Source organism: Pseudarthrobacter sp. B907 (assembly GCF_040137805.1).
Taxonomy (GTDB): Bacteria; Actinomycetota; Actinomycetes; order Actinomycetales; family Micrococcaceae; genus Arthrobacter.
Genome location: NZ_JBEEQE010000017.1, coordinates 14167 through 38700 on the forward strand (window position 1 = coordinate 14167; position 24534 = coordinate 38700).

Here is a 24534-nt window from a genome sequence, read left to right on the forward strand (position 1 = left end):
CGTCAGCAGCCGGCCGCCGGCGCCGTTGCGGGCCCGGCAGCCACCGGCGTGCCTACTGGCCGTAGAAGACCCGCTCGAAGACGGCACGCGCCCGCCGGCTGAGCCGCAGGTAGTCCTCCTCGAACGCGGCGGCGTTCCCCTGGCCGTAGCCGCACCAGCGGGCCACCGCCTCCAGGTCGCGCCGCGAGGAGGGCAGCAGGTCGGAGGCACGGCCGGTCCAGATCACGTTGGCCGAGCGGATCCGGCTCGCGAGCCGCCAGGCCCGCAGCAGCAGCACCACTTCCCCGGCCTCCAGCAGTTCCAGCCCGGCGGCGGCCTCCAGGGCCTGCACCGTGGAGGTGGTCCGCAGCTCCGGGTGCCGGCCGGCGTGCCGCAGCTGCAGCAGCTGGGCGAGCCATTCGACGTCGCTCAGGCCGCCGCGGCCCAGCTTGAGGTGCCGGGCCGGATCCGCGCCGCGGGGCAGCCGCTCGGACTCGACGCGCGCCTTGACCCGCCTGACCTCACGGACATCCTGGTCGGTAATCGTTTCCGGGTACCGGATCGGATCGATCAGCGCCACGAAGTCGGCGGCGAGGTCGTCGTCGCCGGCCATCGGCCGGGCCCGCAGCAGCGCCTGGGCCTCCCAGATGAGGGACCAGCGCCGGTAATACTCGGCGTAGGACTCCAGCGACCGCACCATCGGCCCGGCCTTGCCTTCCGGGCGCAGGTCCGCATCCACCATCAGCACGCGTTCGGCCAGGATGGCGGGCTTGAGCGGCTGGGTCAGCAGGCTGGACAGCTTGCCGACAATCAGGGCCGCCTGCTGCTGCGCCTCGTCCTCCGGGACTCCGGGCAGCCCGCGGTGCACGTACATGACGTCGGCGTCGGAGCCGTAGCCGATCTCCCGGCCGCCCTGGCGCCCCATCGCCACCACCAGCACGCGGGTCTTAGGCGGCCCGCCGGCCGCAACGACCGTCTCGGCCACCCGGAGCGCGCCCAGCACCGCGGCTCGGTCCGTGTCGGCCAGCGCCGCGCCCACCTGGTCCTGGTCCAGCATCCCGGCGCTGTCGGCGATGGCAATCCTGAGGATTTCGCGGCGCCGGATCAGGCGGATCAGGCGCATGGCGCTTTCCGGGTCGGCGTGCCGGGACATCTTGGAGGTGATCTCCAGCCACTGCGCCTCGTAGCTGAGCGGGACCAGGTCCTTGTCCGAGCCGAGCCAGGCCACCGACTCGGGCGAGACCTCCAGCAGGTCGGAGATCAGCCGGGAGTTGGAGAGCACGTGGCAGAGCCGCTCGGCCGCCGCCGTCGAGTCCCTGAGCAGGCCGAGGTACCAGTGGGTGGTGCCGAGCGCCTCGCTGACCCGGCGAAAGGCCAGCAGCCCGCCGTCGGGGTCCACCCCCTCGGCGAGCCAGCCGAGCAGGATGGGCAGCAGCTGGCGCTGCAGCGCGGCGCGGCGGCTGACCCCGCCGGTAAGGGCTTCGATGTGCCGCATGGCGCCGGGCGGGTCGAGGTAGCCGAGCGCGGCGAGCCGGCCCTGTGCGGCCTCGGGGGTGAGCCGGGCTTCCTCGCTGCTGAGCGCGGCGGCGGTGTTCAGCAGCGGCCGGTAGAAGATGCGTTCGTGCAGTTCGCGGACGGAGCGCTTGGTCTTCCGCCACGCTGCGAGCAGCGCGTCCGGGTGCGGGCGTTCGTTGGAGAACGGGCCCAGCACGGCCTTCGCGAGGGACCGCAGCGAGGCCTCCTTGACCGGCATGAGGTGGGTGCGGCGCAGCTGGAAGAGCTGGATCCGGTGTTCGAGCAGCCGGAGGTAGCGGTAGTCGCGGTCGAATTCCTTGGCGTCCGAGCGCCCGATGTAGCCACCGGCGGAGAGCGCGGCGATGGCCGAGGTGGTGTCCCGGCAGCGCAGGGTCTCGTCCGACTTACCGTGCACCAGCTGGAGCAGCTGGACGGTGAATTCGACGTCGCGCAGCCCGCCGCGGCCGAGCTTGATCTGCCGCTGCTCTTCCTCGGCCGGGATGTGTTCGGTGACCCGCCGGCGCATCGACCGGACCGACTCGACAAATCCTTCGCGGCCCGCGGAGGCCCAGATCAGCGGCGCGACGGCCGCCTCGTAACGGGCACCGAGGGCGGCGTCACCGGCTATGGTCCGGGCCTTGAGCAGCGCCTGGAACTCCCAGCTCTCGGCCCAGCGCGCGTAGTAGCTCTCGTGCGAGGCGAGGGTGCGCACCAGCGGCCCCGACTTGCCCTCCGGCCGAAGGTTGGCGTCGACTTCCCAGAGCCCGGGTTCCCGGCTCGTGGACATGATGGCCCGCGAAATCCCCGAGGCCAGGGCGGTGCCGATGGTGTTCGCCCGCGGGTCCTCCAGCGTGCCGGCGTCGATCACGTAGATGACGTCGACGTCGGAAATGTAGTTCAATTCGCGGGCGCCGCACTTGCCCATCCCGATCACGGCGAGGCCGACGTCGGCCACCTCCGCGGCGCTGAACTGTTCCGCTGCTTCGGCACGGGACACGGCCAGGGCAGCCTCGATCGCGGCGCCGGCCAGGTCCGCGAGTTCGGCGCCGACGGCGGGCAGGTAGTCCAGCGGGTCGGCGGCGCACAGGTCCTTGACCGCCAGTTCGACGAGTCCGCGCCGGTAAGCCGTGCGGAGCGCCGCGTACGCTTCCTGCCCGGCCAGGCCCGCGACCGGTCGGGCCGCCTTGGGGTCGGCGCGGACGGACTGCAGGAGGCGGGTGCGCAGCGCGGCGGCGTCGGCGGGGGCCGGCTCGGGACTGGACCTTGTGTGGAAGGCGTCGAGGTGCTCGGGGTGCCGGATGAGGAACTCGCCGAGGGCCTCGGACGCGCCGAGCACCCGGTAGAGCGGCTCGCTGCGGTCCGGCTCGGCCGCGGCCAGTTCACGCAGGTCCGGATGCTTCTCGATCAAACGCACCAGCGACAGCAGCGCCGTGTCCGGGTTGGCGGCCAGGGCCAGCCCGGCGAACAGCGCATCCTGGTCCAGGCCGTCCAGCTCCGGGGCGGACAGGAACCGCTCGCCCTTCTCGAGGTCGTTGAACCCCGCGGCGATGAGGCGCCGTGCCAGACTCACCGCGGCCGCCTAGAGGATGGCCAGGTTGCGCTGCAGCTCGTAGGGCGTCACCTGCAGGCGGTAGTCCTGCCACTCGGCGCGCTTGTTGCGCAGGAAGTGCTCGAAGACCTGCTCGCCCAGGATCTGCGGCATCAGCTCGGAATCCTCCATGGTGCGGATGGCGTCGTGCAGGCTGGCCGGCAGCGGGTCGTGGCCCATCGCGCGGCGCTCGGCCGAGCTCAGCGACCAGATGTCGTCCTCGGCGGCGGCGGGCAGCTGGTAGCCCTCCTCGATGCCCTTGAGCCCGGCGCCCAGCAGCACCGCGTAGGCGAGGTAGGGGTTGGCGGCGGAGTCGATGCCGCGGTATTCGATCCGGGCGGACTGGCCCTTGCCGGGCTTGTACAGCGGAACGCGAACCAGGGCGGAGCGGTTGTTGTGGCCCCAGCTCAGGTAGCTCGGGGCCTCGCCCCCGCCCCAGAGCCGCTTGTAGGAGTTCACGAACTGGTTGGTCACGGCGGTGAACTCGGGGGCGTGCTTGAGGATGCCGGCGATGAACTGGCGGGCGGTCTCGGAGAGCTGGAATTCCGCGCCGGCCTCGTAGAAGGCGTTGGTGTCACCCTCAAACAGGGAAAAGTGGGTGTGCATTCCGGAGCCGGGGTGCGCGGTGAACGGCTTGGGCATAAAGGTGGCGTAGGTGCCCTGCTGCAGCGCGACCTCCTTGATCACGGTGCGGAACGTCATGATGTTGTCCGCGGTCTGCAGGGCGTCCGCGTAGCGCAGGTCGATCTCGTTCTGGCCGGGCCCGGCCTCGTGGTGGCTGAACTCCACCGAGATGCCGACGGACTCGAGCATGGTCACGGCGGTGCGGCGGAAGTCCTGGGCGACGCCGCCGGGGACGTGGTCGAAGTAGCCGCCCTCGTCCACCGGGACCGGCGCGCCGTCCGGGCCGGGCTGCTGGGACTTGAGCAGGTAGAACTCGATTTCGGGGTGGGTGTAGCAGGTGAAGCCCATGTCCGCGGCCTTGGCCAGGTTGCGCTTGAGCACGTTGCGCGGGTCCGCTGCGGACGGCTCGCCGTCGGGGGTCAGGATGTCGCAGAACATCCGCGAGGTCGCTTCCGTCTCGCCGCGCCACGGCAGGATCTGGAAGGTGGAGGGGTCCGGCTGGGCCAGCATGTCGGATTCGAAGACGCGGGCCAGGCCCTCGATCGAGGAGCCGTCGAAGCCCAGGCCCTCCTCGAAGGCGCCTTCCACTTCGGCCGGTGCCAGCGCCACCGACTTCAGCGATCCCACGACGTCGGTGAACCAGAGGCGCACGAAGCGCACATCGCGCTCTTCGATCGTCCGCAGGACAAACTCTTGCTGGCGGTCCATGGTGCCTCTTTCCGGGTTTAAGTCCATGCCCCCGGACCGCCCCGACTACTCGTCGTCGGTGGCGCCCGTGGCTGCTCACGAATCACTCTACTAAGCATTCCCGGCGATTGCTGGAGTAGCGCCCCGGCGTAACACACCGTTAACACACCGGCAAACACACCCGCATCCCGGACGGCGTCCCGGCACCACGGCGGCCGTGCCCGCACGCCGTCTTTGTGACGGGTTTCACCGGGCCGCCGGAACCGCCATGTAGCTAGGACCCCCGGTATCGCACTACGCTCGTGGCATGGCCCCCAGCAACAGCCCCGAATCCAGCATGTCCGCCGAGCTCCCCGCCCCCTACGGCAACGGCCCCGCCCCCCAAGGCACTGCAGTCAACGCCGCAGCCCCCCAAGACAGTGCCCCGAGAGACGCCGCCCCCAAGCCCGTCGCCCGGATCCGCACCCACCACCTGCGCCAGGCGAAGCTCAACGGCGAGCACTTCGCGATGCTGACCGCGTACGACCAGTACACCGCCGAGATTTTCGACCAAGCCGGCATCGAGGTGCTCCTGGTGGGCGACTCGGCCTCCAACAATGTCTTCGGCAATGAGACCAGCCTGCCGGTCACGGTGGATGAGCTGATCCCGCTGTGCCGGGCCGTCGCGCGCTCCGCCCGGCGGGCCCTGGTGGTGGCCGACCTCCCGTTCGGCAGCTACGAGGTCTCCGCCCAGCAGGCGGTGGCGACCGGCGTGCGCTTCCTCAAGGAAGGACTCGCCCACGCAGTCAAGATCGAGGGCGGGAAGTTCTACGCCGAGACGGTCCGGGCCATGGTCCAGGCCGGCATCCCGGTGATGGCGCACATCGGTTTCACGCCGCAGAGCGAGCACGCCCTCGGCGGCTACCGGGTCCAGGGCCGGGGCGACGACGCGCAGCGGCTGATCGACGACGCCGTCGCCCTGGCCGACGCCGGGGCGTTCTGCGTGCTGATGGAGATGGTTCCGGCGCCGGCGGCGGCTGCCGTGGACGCCGCCGTCGAGGTCCCCACGATCGGGATCGGCGCCGGCAACGCGACCACCGGCCAGGTGCTGGTGTGGCAGGACATGGCCGGGCTGCGGGGCGGGAAAATGGCCAAGTTCGTCAAGCAGTACGCGGACCTGCGGACCACGCTGAGCGACGCCGCGAAAGCCTACGGCGACGACGTCCGTTCAGGCCAGTTCCCCGGCCCGGAGCACTCGTTCTAGCATCGAGTCCCCGGGCCGGGAGCAGGCCCGCGGCTTTAGCCGTTGGCGGAGCTGCCGTCGCTCTTGATCGCCGAGACCTCGAACTCCAGGGTGATCTTGTCCGAGACCAGCACGCCGCCGGAGTCCAGGGCCGTGTTCCACTTGAGCCCGAAGTCCTGGCGGTCGATCCGCCGTGAGCCCTCGAACCCAGCGCGCAGGTTGCCCATCGGGTCCCGTTCGACGCCGATGAAGTCGATCGGGATCGAGATCTCCTTGGTGACGCCGCGGATCGTGACGTCACCGCTGACGATGTAGTGTCCCTCGTCGACCTGATCCACCCGGCTGCTCACAAAAGTGATCTCCGGAAACTGCGGGGCGTCAAAGAAATCGTTGGTCCGCAGGTGCTGATCCCGGTCGGCGTTGCGGGTGTCGATGCTCGCGACCTTAACCCTCAGCTCAACCGTGGACCGTTCCAGGTTCTCCGGGTCGACGGTGATCAGGCCGTCGAAGTCATTGAAGGCTCCGCGAACCTTCGTGACCATTGCGTGCCGGGTGGAAAAGCCGATGCGCGTATGGGTGGGGTCGAATCGCCACTGACCCGCGTATTCGGGCCTGAGTTCGGCCATGATATGCCTCCTTGCGGGACCGGCCACGCCGGCCCCGGATGTGGGTAGAGATGGTTGCGAACGGAAGTCCGACTGGGTGTCGCTATCTTAGTCGTCTTCGCCCTTGTCCCAGGCTTCGTTGCGGGCCTTGACCTTTTCGAGGGCATGTTCAGCTTCGTCGCGGGTCTTGTACGGGCCGATCAACTGGCTCCAGTCGGACATGGCGTCTTCTTCAATTTCGTGGGTGTTGACGTTATACCAGTATTCGGTCATCGGGGCTCCTTTGGCCTGTTTTTCCGCCTTGGGTCACTACTTATAGAATCAATCTATGCCTTCTCTGACCTCGACTGCACCCATCGGCACCCTCGTCCCGGGAGCAGTCAGCCCCCAACTCGACGTGCCGGCGTCCATTCCGCGCCCCGAGTACGTCGGCAAGCCGGCTCCGGCCAAGTTCATGGGGTCCGAGGTCAAGTCCGCCGAGACCATCGAGAAGATCCGGATCGCTTCGCGCCTTGCCGCCCAGGCGATCGTGGAGGTCGGAAAGCACATCGCGCCCGGTGTCACCACGGACCAGCTGGACCGGGTGGGGCACGAATTCCTCCTCGACCACCAGGCGTACCCGTCCACCCTCGGCTACCGGGGCTTCCCCAAGTCCCTCTGCTCCTCGCTCAACGAGGTGATCTGCCACGGCATCCCGGACAGCACGGTGGTGCAGGACGGCGACATCCTCAACATCGACATCACGGCCTTTATCGGCGGCGTGCACGGCGACACCAACTACACCTTCCTCGTCGGCGACGTCGACGAGGAATCACGGCTGCTGGTCGAACGCACGGAAGAGTCGCTGCGCCGCGCCATCCGTGCGGTGGCGCCGGGCCGCGAGATCAACGTGATCGGCCGGACCATCGAGTCCTACGCCAAGCGTTTCGGCTACGGCGTCGTCCGGGACTTCACCGGGCACGGCGTCGGCGAGGCGTTCCACACCGGGCTGATCATCCCGCACTACGACGCCGCACCCGCCTACAACACCGTGATGGAGGCCGGCATGATCTTCACGATCGAACCGATGCTCACGCTGGGCACGGTCGACTGGGACATGTGGGCCGACGACTGGACCGTCGTGACCCGCGACCGCAAGCGGACCGCACAGTTCGAGCACACCCTGCTGGTCACGGAGTCCGGCGCCGAGGTCCTCACCCTCCCCTGATCCCGCACCACCGAAGACCCACCCCGCCCCTGCCACGAACGGAAGCCCATTGGCCAAGAAGGACGAGAAGTCGAATAAGAACGCCCCGCTGATCGGCATCGACATCGGCGGCACCGGCATCAAGGGCGGAATTGTTGACCTGAAGAAGGGCAAGCTGGTGGGCGACCGCCTGCGCGTGCCCACCCCGCAGCCGTCAACCCCCGAAGCCGTCGCGGAGGTCGTCGCCCAGGTTGTGGCGGAACTGTCCAAGCGCCCGGACGCCCCGGCCGCGGATTCCCCGGTCGGCGTGACCTTCCCGGGTATCATCCAGCACGGCGTCGTCCACTCCACGGCCAACGTCGACCACTCGTGGCTGAACCTTGACATCGACGCGCTGCTCACCGCCCGCCTCGGCCGGCCCGTCGAGGTCATCAACGACGCCGACGCCGCGGGCCTCGCCGAGGCGCGCTATGGCGCCGGCGAAGGCGTCGCGGGCACCGTCCTCGTGATCACCCTCGGCACCGGAATCGGCTCGGCCTTCATCTTCAACGGCAAGCTGGTTCCCAACGCCGAGCTGGGCCACCTGGAAATCGACGGCTACGACGCCGAAAGCAAGGCCTCCGCCGTCGCCCGTGAACGCGACGGCCTGAGCTGGGCCGAGTACAGCGTGCTGCTGCAGCGCTACTTCTCCCACGTCGAATTCCTCTTCTCCCCCGAACTCTTCATCGTCGGCGGCGGCATCTCCAAGCGGGCCGACGAGTACCTCCCGCGCATGTCGCTGCGCACGCCGATCGTCCCGGCCGAACTGAAGAACGACGCCGGTATTGTGGGCGCGGCGATCGAGGTCGCCCTGACGCACAAGCTGGCCAAGTAGCCCCAACACAGAAAACCCAACTGACTCGCACCAGTTGTCGTTTTGAGCACTCAAAGCGACAACAACTGCGAGTCAGTTGGATTGGAGCCGGTGGTGGCCACGGCTTCCCCTCCGCTGCCACCACCGGAACTTGGGCGAGCCTAGAGCGGGCTCTTCTGCGAGTTCTTGCCTTCCAGCCCCTTGGACTCGGCCTCGTGGCGGAGCAGGGCGATGGCGGACTCGAAGTCTTCCAGCGATTCAAAGGCCTGATATACGCTCGCGAAGCGCAGGTAGGCCACCTCGTCGAGGCGCTGCAAGGGGTTGAGGATCGCGAGGCCAACCTCGTGGGCGTCGATTTCGGCGGCGCCGGAGGCCCGGATGGTCTCCTCGACCTCCTGGGCAAGCATGGCGAGGTCGTCCTCGGTGACGGGCCGGCCCTGGCAGGCCTTCCGGACCCCGTTGATGACCTTGCTGCGGCTGAACGGTTCGCCGACGCCGGAGCGCTTGATCACGGTCAGGCTGGTGGTTTCCACGGTGGTGAAGCGGCGCCCGCATTCGGGGCACTGGCGGCGGCGGCGGATCGCTGAGCCGTCGTCCGCAATGCGGCTGTCGACCACCCGCGAGTCAGGGTTCCGGCAGAACGGGCAATACACGTCGGTTCCTCCCCTGTCGCAAGCCTGCACACCCCGGCGGGTGCCGCAGCACCGTGGCGGTGCATCCGAAATCAGTTTACGACTAGATGTTGCTGAATAACAAGCCTGTAATTACTACATGTTGTGGTTGGGTGCGCCCCGCGGCACCCTAGCTGCCGGCGGCGAACCGGGCGGTAACGGCCTCGCCGTGGGCGGGCAGGTCCTCGGCGCCGGAGAGGCTGACGATGTGCCCGCTGACTTCCGCCAGAGCGCCCTTGCTGTAGTTGATCACCTGGATGGCGCGCAGGAACGTGGTCACGTTCAGCCCGGAGGAGAACGCCGCGGTTCCGCTAGTGGGCAGCACGTGGTTGGATCCGGCGCAGTAGTCGCCCAGGCTGACCGGGCTGTAGTCCCCCACAAAGATGGCGCCGGCGTTGCGGATCCGGCCGGCGACGGCGGCGGCATCGGCGGTCATGATTTCGAGGTGTTCGGCGGCGTACGCGTCGCAGGCGGCGATGCCCTGCGCCAGGTCCTCGACCAGGACAACGCCGGACTGCGGACCGGACAGGGCCTGCCGGACCCGGGCGCTGTGCTTGGTCGCGGCTGCCTGGATATCGAGTTCGTGGCGGACGGCGGCGGCGAGCTCGTCCGAATCCGTGATCAGCACGGAGGCGGCCTGCGGATCGTGCTCGGCCTGGCTGATGAGATCGGCCGCGACCAGGGCCGGCCGCGCCGTCGCGTCGGCCAGGATGGCGATTTCTGTAGTGCCGGCCTCCGAGTCAATCCCCACGACGCCCTTGACGAGCCGCTTGGCGGTGGCGACGAAGATGTTTCCGGGCCCGGTGACGACATCGACAGCGTCAATGCCGGCGTCGGGTTCATTCCTGGTGCCGGTCCCGGCGGGGATGCCGTAGGCGAAGGCGGCGATGGCCTGGGCGCCGCCGATCGCGTAGACCTCGTCGATGCCCAGCAGGCACGCGGCCGCCAGGATCGTGGGGTGCGGCAAGCCGCCAAAGTCCTTTTGCGGCGGCGAGGCCAGGGCGATGGATTCGACGCCGGCGGCCAGCGCCGGGACGACGTTCATGATGACCGAGGAGGGGTAGACGGCCAGGCCGCCGGGGACGTAGAGCCCCACGCGGGCCACCGGGACCCAGTTCTGGCTGACAACGGCGCCCTCGCCGAGTTCGACGTCGGTGTCGGCCGGGCGCTGCGCGTCGGCGAAGCGCCGTGCCCGGCGGATGGACTCCTCGAGGGCGGCGCGCACCGCCGGCTCCAGCCCGGCCAGGGCGGCCGTGAGCGCCTCTGCGGGAACGCGCGGGTGGGACTGTTCGACGCCGTCGAAGGTCAGGGCCAGTTCGCGCAGGGCCTCGAAGCCACGGGAACGGACGGCCGAAATGATGTCCTGGACCTTTTGCTCTGCGTCGGCCACGGTACCGTGTTGTGCCCGCGGGACGGCGGCGCGGAGCCCCGCGAGGGACAACCGCTGGCCGCGGACGTCCACGGTGCGGAAAGTCACGATGCGGTCAGTGTCGGTGGATGCGGGGCTGTCAGCAGTTGGGGTCACCCGACCATTTTACGTGCCGCCGGGTCCGGCCCCTGACCGGCCGCGCCCTGACCGCGGCATCAGGCGCCCGGGCGGGCGTCCGCTCCGGGGGCCGGCTCATGCTCGGGTTCGGTGTGGCCGAACACCGTGGCGAAGAAGATGGCCAGGGCTGTGGCGGCGGGCCAGATCAGCAGCAGGGCGTAGGCACGCAGCGAAAAGGCGATGCTGGCGCTGGCCGAGGTGTCCTCCGCGGCGCCCCACCAGCTGCCGGCGAGCACACCCGTCCCCCATGCCAGGAGGGCGCCCGCGGCCCCGGCGGCGACGGCCAGGACCACCGTCGCGGTGCCGAGTCGAGCGGGCCGGTTGCCGGCGACGAGGACGCCGGCCAGGCAGCCGGCCAGCAGGAACAGCGCCGCCAGCACCAGGTCGCGGGGCAGCCAGGCCTCGGGGTTGCTGCCGGTGGCGAGTGCCGGGTCGCGGGTGATCAGGTTGAGGCCGGTCGGCGCCAGCAGCCACCAGAGCACGCCCACCGGAAGCCCGGCCGCCGCCATCGCGATGAGCCCCTTCCAGGGCACTCCGTTCCACTGCACGTCCCGCCAGGGCAAACCCCGCCAGGGGACCGCGCGGCGGGGCCGGCGGGGGCCGCCGGGGCCGGGGCCGCCGTCGTGGTGGTCAACGGGCAGGTGCACCGCGGGTTGTGTCATGCCACAAATCTTAACAAGGGATTCGGTGGGGCCGGACATTACGCCGCCGCATGCCACGTGACGCGCCGCGGAACCGATGCCGGGCCGCGAATACCGCACGGGCCGCCCGGCGGAATACGCTGGCAGGAAGTACCGGTGACAATCGCAGGGAGATGAAGCACAGTGGCCTCAGCCGAAGAAGCCTTCGAGGGAACGTTCAAGGAGATGTTCCGCCGTCATGCGGCCGGCGTCGCGATCATCACGGCGAACTACAACGGCGTCCCCTATGGTTTCACCGCCACCTCGGTGGCCTCGCTCTCGGCAAAGCCGCCGCGCTTCACCTTCAACATGGCCCGCACCTCCAGCTCGTGGCCCGCGGTGGCCAACTCCGCCTACATCGGGGTGCACATGCTCGGCCTGGAGAACCAGGAGCTCGCCGACCGCTTCGCCCGCGGCCGCAACCGGTTTGAGGGCGACCACTGGAAGCTCGGCCCGCACGACGTGCCGATCCTCAACGATGTGTCCGGCTGGCTGATCGGCAAGATCCAAATGCGGCTCTCCTTCGAGAACAACGCCGTGGTAGTCGTTGAGGTCGTCGCCGGCGAGGTCGGTGAGCACGGCGCGCCGCTGCTCTACCACGGCGGCAGCTACAGCCAGCCGGTGCCGCTCGACTACGAGATCTAGGCCTAGCTGTCCAGGCAGGTCGGGCCGAGCAGCACCTTCAGGTCGCCGAACAGCGACGGGCTGGGGTTAACGCGCATATGCACGGGCAGCCCCATCACCTCCACCCGGGAGTCGCCGTGCAGATGCAGCCGGACCTCCGACTTGCCGCGGTGGGTCCTGAGCACCTCGCCGAGTTCGTTCACCACGGCCTCGGTGGCCTTGTGCGTCGGCATGGTGATCACCAACGGCCCGTCCAGGCCCTCGCTGAGGTCCGGGACCGAGAGTTCCATGCAGTTCAGGGCCACGGCCCCGTCGTCGCGGCGCTGCAGCCGGCCCTTGACGACGACGATCAGGTCCTCGGCCAGTACCGAGGCGATCGGGCCGTAGACCTGGCCGAAGAACATCACTTCCACCGAGCCGCCGAGGTCTTCAATTTCGGCGCGGGCGTAGGCGTTGCCGCTGGCCTTGGCGATCCGCCGACTCAGTGAGGTGATCATGCCGGCGATGGTGATGATGGCGCCGTCGTGCGGTCCGTCCTCGGCGATGATCGAGGTGATGGACTGGTCCGCGTGCTGGCTCAGCAGCCCCTCGAGGCCCTGCAGCGGATGGTCCGAGACGTAGAGCCCAAGCATGTCGCGTTCGAAGGAGAGCTTGTCCTTCTTTTCCCACTCGGGCAGGTCCGGGATGTCGATGCTGAGCGAGGACTCCGACTCGGTGTCCTCGAAGCCGGCGAACAGATCGAACTGCCCGATCGCCTCGTTGCGCTTGAGCGTGATGACCGAGTCGATGGCCTCTTCGTGGATCATGGCCAGGGCCCGGCGGTGGTGGCCGAGTGAGTCGAAGGCGCCGGCCTTGATCAGCGATTCGATGGTGCGCTTGTTGCAGACGACCGCCGGCACCTTCATCAGGTAGTCCTTGAAGGAGGTGTAGGCGCCTTCGCGTTCGCGTGCGGCCACCATCGCGTCGACGGCGTTGGCGCCGACGTTGCGGATGGCGCCCATACCGAAGCGGATGTCGTTGCCCACCGGGGTGAAGTTGAGCGCGGACTCGTTGACGTCCGGCGGCAGCACCGTGATGCCCATGCGCCGGCATTCGTTCAGGTAGATCGCCGACTTGTCCTTGTCATCGCCCACGGAAGTCAGCAGGGCGGCCATGTATTCCGGCGCGTAGTGCGCCTTCAGGTAAGCGGTCCAGTAGGAGATCACGCCGTACGCGGCCGAGTGCGCCTTGTTGAAGGCGTAGTCGGAGAAGGGCAGCAGGATGTCCCAGAGGGTCTTGACGGCGGCCATCGAGTAGCCGTTGTCCTGCATGCCCTGGGAGAAGCCGGCGAACTGTTTGTCCAGCTCGGACTTCTTCTTTTTGCCCATGGCCCGGCGCAGGATGTCGGCCTGGCCGAGGGTGTACCCGGCCAGCTTCTGCGCGACGGCCATCACCTGCTCCTGGTACACGATCAGGCCGTAGGTGCCGCCGAGGATCTCCGCGAGCGGCTCCTCGAGCTCGGGGTGGATCGGGATGACTTCCTGGATCTTGTTCTTGCGCAGCGCGTAGTCGGTGTGCGCGTTGGCGCCCATGGGTCCCGGGCGGTACAGCGCCAGGACGGCGGAGATGTCTTCGAAGTTGTCAGGCTTCATCAGCTTCAGCAGCGACCGCATCGGGCCGCCGTCGAGCTGGAAGACGCCAAGGGTGTCGCCGCGGGCCAGCAGCTCATAGGAGGCGGCGTCGTCCAGGGCCAGCGCCTCGAGGTCCAGGTCCACCCCGCGGTTCATCTTGATGTTTTCCAGGGCGTCGGAAATGATCGTCAGGTTCCGCAGGCCGAGGAAGTCCATCTTGATCAGGCCGAGGCCCTCGGAGGTCGGGTAGTCGAACTGCGTGATGACCTGGCCGTCCTGGAAGCGGCGCATGATCGGGATGACGTCGATGATGGGGTCCGAGGACATGATGACGCCGGCGGCGTGCACGCCCCACTGCCGCTTCAGGCCTTCAATGCCCAGGGCGGTCTCAAAGACCTTCGCGGCTTCCGGGTCGGTGCTGATCAGCTGCCGGAAATCCCCGGCCTCGCCGTAGCGCTTGGCTTCGGGGTTCTGGATGTCGGCCAGCGGGATGTCTTTTGCCATCACGGCCGGCGGCAGCGCCTTGGTCAGCGTCTCGCCCATGCTGAACGGGTAGCCCAGCACTCGGGAGGAGTCCTTGAGCGCCTGCTTGGTCTTGATGGTGCCGTAGGTGACGATCATGGCCACGCGCTCGTCGCCGTACTTGCGCGTCACGTAGTCGATCACTTCGGAGCGGCGCCGGTCATCGAAGTCGACGTCGAAGTCGGGCATGGAGACGCGGTCCGGGTTGAGGAAGCGCTCGAAGATCAGGCCGTGGTGCAGCGGGTCAAGGTCGGTGATGCGCATGGCGTACGCCACCATGGAGCCGGCGCCGGAACCACGGCCCGGGCCAACCCGGATGCCGTTGTTCTTGGCCCAGTTGATGAAGTCTGCCACCACCAGGAAGTAGCCCGGGAAGCCCATGGAATTGATGACGCCGAGTTCGTAGTCGGCCTGGGTGCGGACCTTGTCCGGGATGCCCGCCGGGTAGCGGTAACGCAGGCCCTTGTCCACTTCCTTGACCAGCCAGGAGGTCTCGTCCTCGCCTTCCGGGCAGGGGAAGCGGGGCATGTAGTTGGCGCCGGTGTTGAACGAGACGTCGCAGCGTTCGGCGATCAGCAGCGTGTTGTCGCAGGCGTCCGGATGGTCGCGGAAGAGTTCCCGCATTTCCTGCGGGGACTTCAGGTAGTAGCCGCTGCCGGAGAACGCGAACCGGGAGCCGCCGTTGTCGTACGTGGGCTCCAGCAGGGTGGACCCGGACTGGATAGCCAGCAGGGCCTCGTGCGCCTTGGCATCGTGCTCGTGCGTGTAGTGCAGGTCGTTGGTGGCCACCAGCGGCAGGTTCAGTTCCCTGGCCAGGCGCAGCAGGTCGCCGGTGACGCGCCGCTCGATGTCGAGGCCGTGGTCCATGAGTTCGCAGAAGTAGTTCTCGGCGCCGAAGATGTCGCGGAACTCCGCGGCCGCCTCGACGGCCTCGCGGTACTGGCCCAGCCGGAGCCGGGTCTGGACCTCGCCGGAGGGGCAGCCGGTGGTGGCGATGAGGCCCTCGGAGTAGGTGTTCAGCAGTTCGCGGTCCAGCCGGGGCCATTTGCCGAAGACCGAGTCCAGCGAGGCGATCGAGGAAGCGCGGAACAGGTTCCGCATGCCCACGTTGTTGTAGCTGAGCAGCGTCATGTGGGTGTAGGAACCGCCGCCGGAGATGTCGTCCTTGCGCTGGCTCTCCTCGCCCCAGCGGACGCGGGTCTTGTCGCCGCGCGCCGTTCCGGGAGTGACGTAGGCTTCGACGCCGATGATCGGCTTGATGCCCTGGTCCGTGGCGCGCTTCCAGAAGTCGAACGCCCCGAAGAGGTAGCCGTGGTCCGTAGTGGCCAGGGCGGGCATGCCCAGCCGCTCGGTTTCATCGAAGAGTTCCCCGAGCCGCGCCGCACCGTCCAACATGGAGTACTCGGTGTGGTTGTGGAGGTGGACGAACGAGTTGTTGCTGGAAGTCACCGAATCATTCTAGTGCCGGGCACGGACACTTCCGCGCCCGGCACGCGGCCAGCCCCTGGCTGGTCAGGCCTGGCCGGACTCCAGCACCTCGAGGGCGTACCGGAGGTCCTGCGGGTACTCGCTGGTCACGGTGACCCGCTCCCCCGTCCGCGGGTGGTCGAAGGACAGCTGCCGGGCGTGCAGCCACTGCCGGGTCAGCCCCAGGGTCGCGGCGAGCCGAGGGTCCGCTCCGTAGGTGAGGTCACCGGCGCAGGGGTGGCGCAGTGCGGCGAAATGCACCCGGATCTGGTGGGTGCGGCCGGTTTCCAGGTGCACCTCCACCAGCGAAGCCTTGCCGAAGGCTTCCAGCACCTCGTAGTGGGTCACCGAGTCGCGGCCGTCCTCGATCACGGCAAAGCGCCAGTCGTGGCCGGGGTGGCGGCCGATCGGGGCGTCAATGGTTCCGGCCAGCGGGTCCGGCAGGCCCTGGACCACCGCGTGGTAGACCTTGTCCACGGTGCGCTCCTTGAACGCCCGCTTGAGCGCCGTGTACGCGTTCTCGGTCTTGGCCACCACCATCACGCCAGAGGTGCCGACGTCGAGCCGGTGCACGATCCCGGCGCGTTCCGGTGAACCCGAGGTGGAAATCCGGTAGCCGGCGCCGGCGAGGCCGCCGACCACGGTGGGGCCCACCCAGCCGGGCGACGGGTGCGCCGCGACGCCGACGGGTTTGTCGACGACGACGAATTCGTCGTCGTCGAGCAGGATTTTCAGGCCTTCCACAACTTCCTCCACGACTTCCAGGGGGTCCCGGCGTTCCGGCACGACGACGTCGAGCCGCCCGCCGGCGCTGAGTTTGAGGGACTTCCCCACGGCCTTGCCGTGGCTGCTGACATTGCCCTCGGCGATCAGCGTGGCCGCCTGCGAACGGGAGATGTCCATGAGTTTCGCCAGTCCGGCATCCACCCGGGTGCCGGCGAGCTCCTCGGGGACGGTGAAGTGCCGGGGCGTGGCTACCGGTCCGGTCCCAGCGCCGGTCTCAGACATTGTGTTCCCGCCCGTTCTCTTCCAGCACTGCCGGCCGGGCTGCCGCCTTGTCCTCGGCCGGGTTTTTGCCCTGGTTGTGGTGTGAGCCGTCCAGCCCGATGCCGCGCAGCGTGAGCAGGCAGATCAGCACCACCGAGGAGACCACGGCCGAGTCGGCGATGTTGAAGATCGCGAAGTTGGGCAGCTGGATGAAGTCCACCACGTGGCCCATTGCGAACGAGGGCTCGCGGAACAGCCGGTCTGTCAGGTTGCCCAGCGCGCCGCCCAGCAGCAGGCCCAGCGCCAGCGCCCACCAGGCCGAACCGAGCTTGCGCAGCTGCAACAGGATCGCGACGGACACGGCCGCCATGATGATGGTGAAGACCCAGGTGACGTTCTCGCCGATGGAGAACGCGGCGCCCGAGTTCCGGATGTAGTACCAGTGCAGCAGCGGCGGCAGCACCGGGATCCGCTCCCCCTCGGTCATGGTGCCGGTGACCCAGAGTTTGGTCAGCTGGTCGAACACGTAGGCGAACACCGCAAATCCGGCGAACAGGGACAACAGCAGTGCGCGCCGCGGCCGGCGTGCCGGGGCCTTCGCGGCGGCGGACTGCGCGGCGGCGGACTGTTCGGCATCGGCGGACTGTTCGGTATCGGCGGGCCGAGCGGCGTCCGCAGGCTGGGCGGCGTCTGGGGTTGGTGCGTCAGTCATAGTGCTTTCGTTCCGGTGCCGAGGGGCGGTTAATGCCAAAAGCCGGTGGCCGAGGAGTCCTCAGCCACCGGCTTTCAGAATACTTGCTAAACGTCCTAGTTGGCTTCGACCTCGGGGGCCGCTACCGAACCACGGGCGTCCAGGTCACGCAGCTGGCCTTCGATGTAGGCCTTGAGGCGGGAGCGGTAGTCGCGCTCGAAGCCGCGCAGCTGCTCGACCTTGCGCTCCAGCACCGAGCGCTGCTGTTCGAGGGCGCCGAGGATCTTGCGGGACTTTTCCTGCGCGTCGTTGACGAGGCTGCTGGCTTCGATCTGCGCCTCGGCGATGATCTTGTCGCGCTGCTGTTCGCCGTCGGCGACGTGCTTGTCGTGCATCTGCTGCGCCATGGCCAGCAGGCCGGCGGCGGACTCTGCCGAGGCGCTGGCGGCGGCGGGGACCGGGGCGGCCACCGGGGCGGGAGCCTTTTCGGCTTCCTTCTTCTTGGCGGCTTCGGCGGCCTTGGCCTCGGCTTCTGCCTTGGCGCGGTCGTCCTTTTCGGCCTTGACGGGTGTCGGCACCTTTTCCACGACGGGGGCTGCAGCAGCGGAGCTGGCGGCCGTGCCGGAACCTGCTTCGGAGAGCTTCTTGCGCAGCTCGTCGTTCTCCTGGTTCAGGCGTCGCAGTTCGACGACGATCTCGTCCAGGAAGTCATCAACTTCGTCCTGGTCGTAGCCTTCGCGGAACTTGGTCGGCTGAAAGCGCTTGTTGACAACGTCTTCTGGCGTCAAAGCCATCTGGTCACCTCGTTGGTCTAGTTAGTCAGGAGGCCTTCCGGCCGTCAAAACTACGGTACCTAAATATGGTCTGGTTACTCTAATTCAACACCGCAGTGTCAAACCGGAGTTTTTTATCTTTTGGCGGGCGGAGCCGGTCCGCCGCCGGGGTTAGGTGGCGATCGGCTGGGCGTACGTGAAGTACCTGGCGATGCCCATGGCCACCGAAACGGCCAGGAAGAGCACCAGGAACGCCAGGTCCAGCGAGATTCCGCCGAGCCGCAACGGCGGGAGAACCCGGCCGAGCAGTTTGAGGGGCCTGTCCGTGACGGAGTACACGGCATGGGCGGTGACGAGGGCCACGCCGCGCGGACGCCAGCTGCGGGCGAACATCTGCACCCAGTCGAAGATCAGGCGGATGATCAGGGCGACGAAAAAGAGCAGCAGCGCGATATAGACGAGTCCGAAAACAATTCCCATGCGTTAGCTCATATCTCCATGATCATTCCGGATACCGCAGTAGCCCGACAGTGGTTGCGCATCCATTCCAGCACGTCTCTTCCAGCACGGAAAGTCGGGCACGGATGCCGGGCAGGTTTCCCCGCCCGGCATCCGCGCCCGGATCCTGGACTAGCTCTGGTTGAAGAAGCTGGCCTGGGTCTCGCTTACCTTCTTGTCGTCGCCGATCACTTCGACGTACGACGGCGAGAGCAGGAACACCTTGTTGGTCACCCGTTCGATGCTTCCGCGCAGGCCGAACACGAGGCCGGCGGAGAAGTCCACGAGCCGCTTGGCGTCCGCTTCGCCCATGTCGGTGACGTTCATGATGACGGGGATGCCATCACGGAAGCTTTCGCCGATCAGTTTGGCGTCGTTGTAGGACCGCGGGTGGATCGTGGTGATCTGCCGGAGGCCGGTGGTTTCGTCGCGGCTGGCAGCCGCTCGCTTAATGGGTGTCACGGGTGCGCGGTATTCCTCTTCAGCGGCGTAGGGCTCTTCCCGGGGGGCCTCGCGGACAGGGGCCGGCGCGCGGCGCTCCTCGCGGTCGTGCTCCATGGAATCGTCCTCATCCTTGTGCGGGGTGTGATGCTCGGACTCGTAGTGTTCGTCGCCGTCAGCGAGCCCAAGATAGATCATTGTCTTGCGCAGAGCGCCAGCCATGGTCGACTCCTAATCGTGTCCGTTAGGCGGGCCGCTTTTGTGACTTGACTGTGTTGGAGTCGCTGTCTTCTAAACATTGCATTGGAATCCCCGCCATTACCTTCCAATACGTCGAACCTACCGTAGTGCCGGGCGCGGACCGAGAATATCGGAGCCAATTCGTAGGTGTGTCGCCCCGAAACGGACGGCCGCTTCAAGGTCCTGGCTCATGCCGGCTGAAATGGCGGCGGCCTGCGGATATTCGCCGCGGAGCCGGGCGGAGATTTCCGCCAGTTTTTCGAACGCCGCCTCCGGTGCGGACCCGAGGGGAGCCACGGCCATAACGCCGGCCAGCTTCAGGCCCGGGGACCCGGCGAGCTCCGCGGCCAGGGCGGGCACGTCGGCGGGCAGGGCGCCGCCGCGGCGGCCGTCGGCGTCGTTGTCCAGGCTGACCTGGATGAAGCACTCAAGGTCGGCACGAAAGGCGCGCTCCTGCTCGGTGCGAACCGCTTTGGCCAGCGCGGTGACCAGCGGGAGCCGGTCCACGGAGTGCACGGCATGAGCGTACCGCACCACGGATTTGGCCTTGTTGCTTTGGAGCTGGCCGATGAAGTGCCAGCGCAGCTGCAGCTCTGCGAGCCGGGCGGCCTTGTCCGCCGCTTCCTGGTCCCGGTTCTCGCCGACGTCGGTGATGCCCAGGGCGGCCAGCCGCGCCACGTCCTCGGCGGGGTGGAACTTGGTGACCACAATGAGTTGCGGCGGCTCGGCCTGGCGCCCGGCTCCCGCCACTGCGGCGTCGATCCGCTGCCGGACGGCCGCGAGTGCTCCGCGCAGCTCGGCGAGCCGCGGGTCGTAACCTGCGGGCCCGGCCGCCGGGGCGCTCACGCGCCCGCCCGGTCATGGTCGGTCCAGACGAGGCCGGCGAACCGGCCCGTGTGGTTGTTGCGGCGGTAGGAGAACAGTTCGGTGTCCTCCCGGGTGCAGCCGCCGGAATATTCGACCACGACGCCGGCCGCCTCCAGCTGGCTGCGGACCCCGGCGGGCAGGTCCAGCCCCGGCGTCCCCTGGGAGGTGGTGCACCAGGTGGCCGGAACGAGTGCCGCAACGTCCGCGCGCATGCCCTCCGGGACCTCGTAGCATTTCCCGCAGATGGACGGCCCGATCCACGCGCCGATGCCGGTGGCGCCGAGGGCGCGCATGCGCTCCACGGCGGCGGGTACCACCCCGGCAGCCAGGCCTGGCCGGCCGGCGTGGACGACCCCCAGCACGGGGGCTGCCGACGCTCCCCCGGAGTTCTCCCCCACCAGCACAACCGGCACGCAGTCGGCCACCATGACGGCCAGCGGCTCACCGGCGGACACCAAGGCATCGGCCGTCGGGGCAGGTCCGGCCTCCGGGCCTGCGGGGCCGGCAAAGACGGCCACGTCGTTGCCATGGACCTGGTTCATAAACCGGAAATGCAGGGACCCCAGGCCGGCCGCCTGCTCGAGGGCTTCGCGGCGCGTGCGCACCGCGTCCGGATCATCGCCGACGTGGAGCGCCAGGTTGCCGGCCGCAACGTTCGTAAAGGCCGCCCAGACGCCGGGCCGCACCTCTGCTCGCCAGGAAAACACTCAGCCCACCGCCACGTCAGGAACCTGCACTGTTGAAATCTTCATACCCAACACCGTAACCCGCAAAAGCACCATGGCACCGCCCGGGGGCAGTGCCATGGTGCTGATTGCGGCTGGTGGACCGCCGGCCTACTTCAGGAAGTCGGGCACGTCCAGGTCGTCCGAGTGGCGGCCGGAGAGGTCAGGCTCGACCACGGAGGGCAGGTCTACGTCGAAACCCGAGTCGGCCGGCACGGCCGAGGGACGCTGCTGGCCCCAGTTGCTGAGCCCCGAGGCGCCGACGCCGGCGTGCAGCGGCTGGACCGGCGCGGAAGCCGGAGCCTGGGCCGGAGCAGGTGCGGGTGCGGGTGCAGCCTGGCGCGCCGGAGCGGGCTGGGACTGGTCCATCGAAGGCGAGGTGGCCTTGACGTCGTCGAACCCGGCGGCGATCACGGTCACGCGGGCCTCGTCGCCGAGGGCGTCGTCGATCACGGCACCGAAGATGATGTTGGCCTCCGGGTGTGCCACTTCCTGCACCAGGCGGGCGGCCTCGTTGATTTCGAACAGGCCGAGGTCTGAACCGCCCTGGATGGACAGCAGCACACCGTGCGCACCGTCGATGGACGCTTCCAGCAGCGGCGAGGCGATCGCAAGTTCGGCGGCCTTGACGGCGCGGTCTTCGCCGCGGGCCGAGCCGATGCCCATCAGCGCGGAGCCTGCACCCTGCATCACGGACTTGACGTCTGCGAAGTCAAGGTTGATCAGGCCCGGGGTGGTGATCAGGTCGGTGATGCCCTGGACACCGGAGAGCAGGACCTGGTCGGCAGAGCGGAACGCGTCCAGCACCGAGACGTTCCGGTCGCTGATCGAGAGCAGCCGGTCGTTCGGGATGACGATCAGGGTGTCGACCTCGTCGCGGAGGGCGTCGATGCCGGCTTCGGCGGAGCCGGCGCGGCGGCGGCCCTCGAAGGTGAACGGGCGGGTAACGACGCCGATGGTCAGCGCGCCCAGGGACCGGGCGATGCGGGCCACGACGGGAGCGCCGCCGGTACCGGTGCCGCCGCCTTCGCCGGCGGTGACGAAGACCATGTCTGCGCCGCGGATGACCTCTTCGATTTCGTCCGCGTGGTCCTCCGCAGCCTGCCGGCCGACCTCAGGGTTCGCACCGGCGCCCAGGCCGCGGGTCAGCTCGCGTCCGACGTCGAGCTTGACGTCGGCGTCGGACATCAACAGCGCCTGCGCGTCGGTGTTGATGGCGATGAATTCGACGCCGCGGAGACCGACTTCGATCATGCGGTTGACTGCGTTCACGCCACCGCCGCCGATGCCGACGACCTTGATGACGGCCAAGTAATTCTGCGGAGCTGCCACGTTACGTGTCCCTTGTTCGTGTTCTGTTGCGAAAACTGATGGAGTCGAGCTTGAAGCTTCGAACCTTAACCTTCGACTTGAAGGTTATAGTTATGTCAAGTAACTCATGTCTGTGACGCTATTTCCTATGCCGGGGACATTCAATTACCGGCTCCGCGTGTCGCGGTAATACCGGGGAAATGCCGTCCGTTTCTGCCTTTCCGGGCGCTTTGGCGCCGCGCCGGATCCCGGCGGAAGCACCGGTTCCACTATCGCCCGGTTCCATGCCGATGTAAGTGATTCACGGCTATCGGGTGACCGGGTGCCGCGGCACACTGACGTCGTAGACGCGGACCGGATTCTTCGGGTCAGCCGGCGCCTTCAGGAGGGCGGCGAGGACCTTCGCCTTGAGTTCCTTCTCCCCCGCGTTGCCCCAGACGATCGTCTGGCCGTCCACGAGCTTGAGTTCCACCGCGTCCACGGACTTGGCCGAGGCGTCGGAGAGCCTGGCGAGCACGTCCGCCGGGAGCGCCCCCAGAACTGCTGTGACGGCGTGGAAGAGCTCCTTAGGCAGGGCGCCGCCGCCGCCGTCGATCACCGGCAGTTGGACCGAGGCGGGGTCCGTTGTGGTGCCGAGCTGGACGCCGTCGACGTCCACCAGTTGGAAGGCTTCGCCTTGTTTCAGCAGCGCAACCGGGACACGTTCGGTAATTTTCACCTGCAGGGTGGACGGCGGCCGCGCCTGGGTGGTGACCGCCTTGACCTGGACCAGGGGCTGCAGCAGCCCGGTGACCTGCTCGTCGCTGATCTGCGGCAGCGGCTTGCCCTGCAGGGGCGCCAGGGCGGCTTTGACCTGCTCCGGCGTGAGCATCCGGGTCCCCTCTACCGTGACAGTCCGGACGGCCAGCCAGGGCGAGTAGAAGGCTGCCGCAACGATTGCGGCAAGCAGCACCGCGATCACCCCCGCCGTGCTGAGCACGATCCGGCGGCGCCGCTTGGCTTTCGGCTCCGGGAAGGAGAGCACCTTGCCGGGCCGGGGCTCGGGCGTGGCGGCGCCGGCCGGGCCGGCGGACGGCTGTGCTCTAGACGCCGGCGTCGCGGGGTCCGTTTTCGAGGCGGAGATGACGTCCGGCAGTCCCCGCGAGGGATAGCCGGGCCGGCGTGAGTTAGCCACCCGGCGCCTCGGCTTTCAGCGCCTCGACGATGAGCGGCCCGTAGGCGGTGACATCGCCGGCGCCGGCCGTGAGCACGATGTCCCCCGGCGCGGCGGCGTCGAGGACTGCCTGGACGGCTTCCTGGCCGGCGCCAACGAGCCGGCCGCGGGAGCCGAGGTGGTCGGCGATCAGCTGGCTGGTGACGCCGGGGATGGGGTCTTCGCGGGCCGGGTAGATGTCCAGCACCAGGGCCGTGTCCGCGGCGTTCAGGGCCTCCGCGAACTCCTGCGCGAATTCGCGGGTGCGGGAGAACAGGTGCGGCTGGAAGAGCACGTGCACCCGGCGGTCGCCGGCCACCGAACGGGCCGCGGCAAGGGCGGCGCGTACTTCGGTGGGGTGGTGGGCGTAGTCGTCGTACACCCGCACGCCCCCGACCTCGCCCTTGAATTCAAAGCGGCGTGCGGCGCCGGAGAAGTTTGCCAATGCGCCGGCCGCTGCCTCCGGGGCGATGCCGAGCTCCAGCGCCACCGCGAAGGCAGCGGCGGCGTTGAGGGCGTTGTGCCGGCCCGGCACCTGGAGGTCCAGGGCGAAGCGGCCCGCCGGCGTCGTGATCCAGACGTCGCCCGGGCCGCCGTCGTGCAGCTTCACTTCGGCGTCCCCGGCCGTCCCGTAGAGGACCACCCGGGTGGTGGCCCGCTCGCGGGTGCGCAGCGCCAGGGCGCGGGCGCCGTCGTCGTCGGCGCAGGCCACCAGCAGGCCGTCGGCCGGGAGCAGGGCAGTGAAGCGGTCGAAGGAGGCGTACACCGCTTCGGCGGTGCCGTAGTGGTCCAGGTGGTCGGGTTCGACGTTGGTGACGACGGCGATTTGCGGGCGGTAGTTCAGGAATGAGCCATCCGATTCGTCGGCTTCCGCGACGAAGACCGGGGAGGTCCCGGAGGCGGCGTTGACGCCCAGGGCGGGCACGTTGGCGCCGATGGCGAAGGACGGATCCAGCCCGGCGCCCTGCAGGAGCACCGTGATCATCGACGTCGTGGTGGATTTACCGTGTGTGCCGGCGACCGTGATGGCGGTGTCCTGGGCCATCGTCGCGGCCAGGGCCTCGGAGCGGTGCAGCACGGGCAGGCCGGCGGCGCGGGCCGCGGCCAGTTCGGGGTTGTCCGGGCGGATGGCCGAACCGGCGACGACGGTCTGAGCGTCGGCCAGGTTCGCCGCGTCGTAGCCCACGGCGATCCGGGCCCCGGCCGCGGCCAGCTCGGCCATGACCGGAAGGTCCTTGGCGTCCGAGCCGCTCACCGGCAGGCCCCGGGCCACCATGATGCGGGCGACGGCGGACATCCCGACTCCGCCGATGCCGATGAAGTGCACGCGCCCCAGCGAGTCCTGCGTGCGCGCCGCCGGCGGGGTGCCGTTCTGGGCCTGGGTCATTGCCATACCGCTTCCTGCTTGCTGTTCACTGTTGCTGCTGTTC

General features: G+C 68.6%; 22 protein-coding genes. 4 read left to right on the forward strand and 18 right to left on the reverse strand.

Annotated elements, in window-relative coordinates; genetic code table 11:
* Positions 1–52: 52 nt before the first annotated feature.
* Together ABLI39_RS13980 and glnA are read right to left on the reverse strand one after the other, a co-directional pair.
* A complete protein-coding gene (locus ABLI39_RS13980; RefSeq protein WP_349414052.1) occupies positions 53–3064 on the reverse strand; it encodes a bifunctional [glutamine synthetase] adenylyltransferase/[glutamine synthetase]-adenylyl-L-tyrosine phosphorylase in 3012 nt (1003 codons plus the stop codon).
* 9 nt (positions 3065–3073) lie between these two features.
* Complete coding sequence (gene glnA / locus ABLI39_RS13985; protein WP_138769615.1) at positions 3074–4414, reverse strand: type I glutamate--ammonia ligase; 1341 nt, start codon at positions 4412–4414, stop codon at positions 3074–3076.
* Positions 4415–4700: 286 nt separating this feature from the next.
* Between glnA and panB the strand changes: the two genes are divergently transcribed.
* Positions 4701–5636 (forward strand): 3-methyl-2-oxobutanoate hydroxymethyltransferase, encoded by a 936-nt coding sequence (gene panB / locus ABLI39_RS13990; protein WP_349414054.1) that lies wholly within the window; start codon positions 4701–4703, stop codon positions 5634–5636.
* A gap of 35 nt (positions 5637–5671) precedes the next feature.
* Here the strand turns inward: panB and ABLI39_RS13995 are convergent, their stop codons facing one another.
* A complete protein-coding gene (locus tag ABLI39_RS13995) occupies positions 5672–6241 on the reverse strand; it encodes a YceI family protein (RefSeq protein WP_349414055.1) in 570 nt (189 codons plus the stop codon).
* Positions 6242–6328: 87 nt separating this feature from the next.
* Positions 6329–6493, reverse strand: coding sequence for an SPOR domain-containing protein (locus ABLI39_RS14000; RefSeq protein WP_349414057.1), 165 nt, complete (start codon positions 6491–6493; stop codon positions 6329–6331).
* Between the two features lie 55 nt (positions 6494–6548).
* On the opposite strand from ABLI39_RS14000, the gene map reads away from it, so the two are divergent.
* Together map and ppgK are read left to right on the forward strand one after the other, a co-directional pair.
* Positions 6549–7427 carry a type I methionyl aminopeptidase gene (gene map, locus ABLI39_RS14005; RefSeq protein ID WP_349414058.1) on the forward strand — a complete coding sequence of 293 codons (879 nt, stop codon included), beginning with the start codon at positions 6549–6551 and terminating at the stop codon, positions 7425–7427.
* A 49-nt stretch (positions 7428–7476) separates the two neighbouring features.
* On the forward strand, positions 7477–8280 hold the full coding sequence (gene ppgK, locus ABLI39_RS14010; protein ID WP_349414059.1) for a polyphosphate--glucose phosphotransferase: 804 nt from the start codon (positions 7477–7479) through the stop codon (positions 8278–8280).
* 140 nt (positions 8281–8420) lie between these two features.
* Here ppgK and nrdR read toward each other — a convergent pair whose 3' ends face one another.
* From nrdR to ABLI39_RS14025, 3 genes are all read right to left on the reverse strand, one after another.
* On the reverse strand, positions 8421–8912 hold the full coding sequence (nrdR, locus tag ABLI39_RS14015) for a transcriptional regulator NrdR (RefSeq protein WP_138769622.1): 492 nt from the start codon (positions 8910–8912) through the stop codon (positions 8421–8423).
* A 148-nt stretch (positions 8913–9060) separates the two neighbouring features.
* Entirely contained in the window at positions 9061–10455 is a 1395-nt protein-coding gene (gene hisD / locus ABLI39_RS14020) for a histidinol dehydrogenase (protein ID WP_349414060.1), read from the reverse strand.
* Between the two features lie 59 nt (positions 10456–10514).
* A complete protein-coding gene (locus ABLI39_RS14025; RefSeq protein WP_349414061.1) occupies positions 10515–11138 on the reverse strand; it encodes a hypothetical protein in 624 nt (207 codons plus the stop codon).
* Between the two features lie 204 nt (positions 11139–11342).
* Between ABLI39_RS14025 and ABLI39_RS14030 the strand changes: the two genes are divergently transcribed.
* Positions 11343–11801, forward strand: coding sequence for a flavin reductase family protein (locus ABLI39_RS14030; protein ID WP_349414119.1), 459 nt, complete (start codon positions 11343–11345; stop codon positions 11799–11801).
* Positions 11802–11803: 2 nt separating this feature from the next.
* On the opposite strand, the gene dnaE is transcribed toward ABLI39_RS14030, so the two are convergent.
* The 11 genes from dnaE to murC all read right to left on the reverse strand — a co-directional run bounded on the left by dnaE (position 11804) and on the right by murC (position 24491).
* Complete coding sequence (gene dnaE, locus ABLI39_RS14035) at positions 11804–15361, reverse strand: DNA polymerase III subunit alpha (protein WP_349414062.1); 3558 nt, start codon at positions 15359–15361, stop codon at positions 11804–11806.
* Between the two features lie 63 nt (positions 15362–15424).
* A complete protein-coding gene (locus tag ABLI39_RS14040) occupies positions 15425–16387 on the reverse strand; it encodes an RluA family pseudouridine synthase (RefSeq protein ID WP_349414063.1) in 963 nt (320 codons plus the stop codon).
* Positions 16380–17078, reverse strand: a complete 699-nt coding sequence (gene lspA, locus ABLI39_RS14045) for a signal peptidase II (protein ID WP_349414064.1) — start codon at positions 17076–17078, stop codon at positions 16380–16382. The genes ABLI39_RS14040 and lspA overlap by 8 nt, the downstream gene beginning before the upstream one ends.
* Before the next feature lie 95 nt (positions 17079–17173).
* A complete protein-coding gene (locus ABLI39_RS14050) occupies positions 17174–17851 on the reverse strand; it encodes a DivIVA domain-containing protein (protein ID WP_349414065.1) in 678 nt (225 codons plus the stop codon).
* Positions 17852–18001: 150 nt separating this feature from the next.
* Positions 18002–18310 (reverse strand): YggT family protein, encoded by a 309-nt coding sequence (locus tag ABLI39_RS14055; RefSeq protein ID WP_146337845.1) that lies wholly within the window; start codon positions 18308–18310, stop codon positions 18002–18004.
* 150 nt (positions 18311–18460) lie between these two features.
* Complete coding sequence (locus tag ABLI39_RS14060; protein ID WP_349414066.1) at positions 18461–18991, reverse strand: cell division protein SepF; 531 nt, start codon at positions 18989–18991, stop codon at positions 18461–18463.
* 117 nt (positions 18992–19108) lie between these two features.
* Entirely contained in the window at positions 19109–19855 is a 747-nt protein-coding gene (locus ABLI39_RS14065) for a YggS family pyridoxal phosphate-dependent enzyme (RefSeq protein WP_349414067.1), read from the reverse strand.
* Positions 19852–20583 (reverse strand): purine nucleoside phosphorylase YfiH/LACC1 family protein, encoded by a 732-nt coding sequence (locus ABLI39_RS14070; RefSeq protein WP_349414068.1) that lies wholly within the window; start codon positions 20581–20583, stop codon positions 19852–19854. The genes ABLI39_RS14065 and ABLI39_RS14070 overlap by 4 nt, the downstream gene beginning before the upstream one ends.
* A 129-nt stretch (positions 20584–20712) precedes the next feature.
* Complete coding sequence (gene ftsZ / locus ABLI39_RS14075; protein WP_349414069.1) at positions 20713–21933, reverse strand: cell division protein FtsZ; 1221 nt, start codon at positions 21931–21933, stop codon at positions 20713–20715.
* A 286-nt stretch (positions 21934–22219) separates the two neighbouring features.
* Entirely contained in the window at positions 22220–23086 is an 867-nt protein-coding gene (locus tag ABLI39_RS14080) for a cell division protein FtsQ/DivIB (RefSeq protein ID WP_349414070.1), read from the reverse strand.
* Complete coding sequence (murC, locus tag ABLI39_RS14085; protein ID WP_349414120.1) at positions 23079–24491, reverse strand: UDP-N-acetylmuramate--L-alanine ligase; 1413 nt, start codon at positions 24489–24491, stop codon at positions 23079–23081. The genes ABLI39_RS14080 and murC overlap by 8 nt, the downstream gene beginning before the upstream one ends.
* Positions 24492–24534: the final 43 nt, after the last annotated feature.

Coding starts and splice junctions, on each gene's coding strand:
- glnA (WP_138769615.1), bottom strand. CDS start 4,414: ATGGACCGCCAGCAAGAGTTTGTCCTGCGGACGATCGAAGAGCGCGAT.
- ABLI39_RS14025 (WP_349414061.1), bottom strand. CDS start 11,138: ATGACACAACCCGCGGTGCACCTGCCCGTTGACCACCACGACGGCGGC.
- ABLI39_RS13995 (WP_349414055.1), bottom strand. CDS start 6,241: ATGGCCGAACTCAGGCCCGAATACGCGGGTCAGTGGCGATTCGACCCC.
- lspA (WP_349414064.1), bottom strand. CDS start 17,078: ATGACTGACGCACCAACCCCAGACGCCGCCCAGCCTGCGGACGCCGCT.
- ABLI39_RS14040 (WP_349414063.1), bottom strand. CDS start 16,387: ATGTCTGAGACCGGCGCTGGGACCGGACCGGTAGCCACGCCCCGGCAC.
- ABLI39_RS14000 (WP_349414057.1), bottom strand. CDS start 6,493: ATGACCGAATACTGGTATAACGTCAACACCCACGAAATTGAAGAAGAC.
- map (WP_349414058.1), top strand. CDS start 6,549: ATGCCTTCTCTGACCTCGACTGCACCCATCGGCACCCTCGTCCCGGGA.
- ABLI39_RS14050 (WP_349414065.1), bottom strand. CDS start 17,851: ATGGCTTTGACGCCAGAAGACGTTGTCAACAAGCGCTTTCAGCCGACC.
- ABLI39_RS14055 (WP_146337845.1), bottom strand. CDS start 18,310: ATGGGAATTGTTTTCGGACTCGTCTATATCGCGCTGCTGCTCTTTTTC.
- ABLI39_RS14060 (WP_349414066.1), bottom strand. CDS start 18,991: ATGGCTGGCGCTCTGCGCAAGACAATGATCTATCTTGGGCTCGCTGAC.
- ABLI39_RS14030 (WP_349414119.1), top strand. CDS start 11,343: ATGTTCCGCCGTCATGCGGCCGGCGTCGCGATCATCACGGCGAACTAC.
- murC (WP_349414120.1), bottom strand. CDS start 24,491: ATGACCCAGGCCCAGAACGGCACCCCGCCGGCGGCGCGCACGCAGGAC.
- panB (WP_349414054.1), top strand. CDS start 4,701: ATGGCCCCCAGCAACAGCCCCGAATCCAGCATGTCCGCCGAGCTCCCC.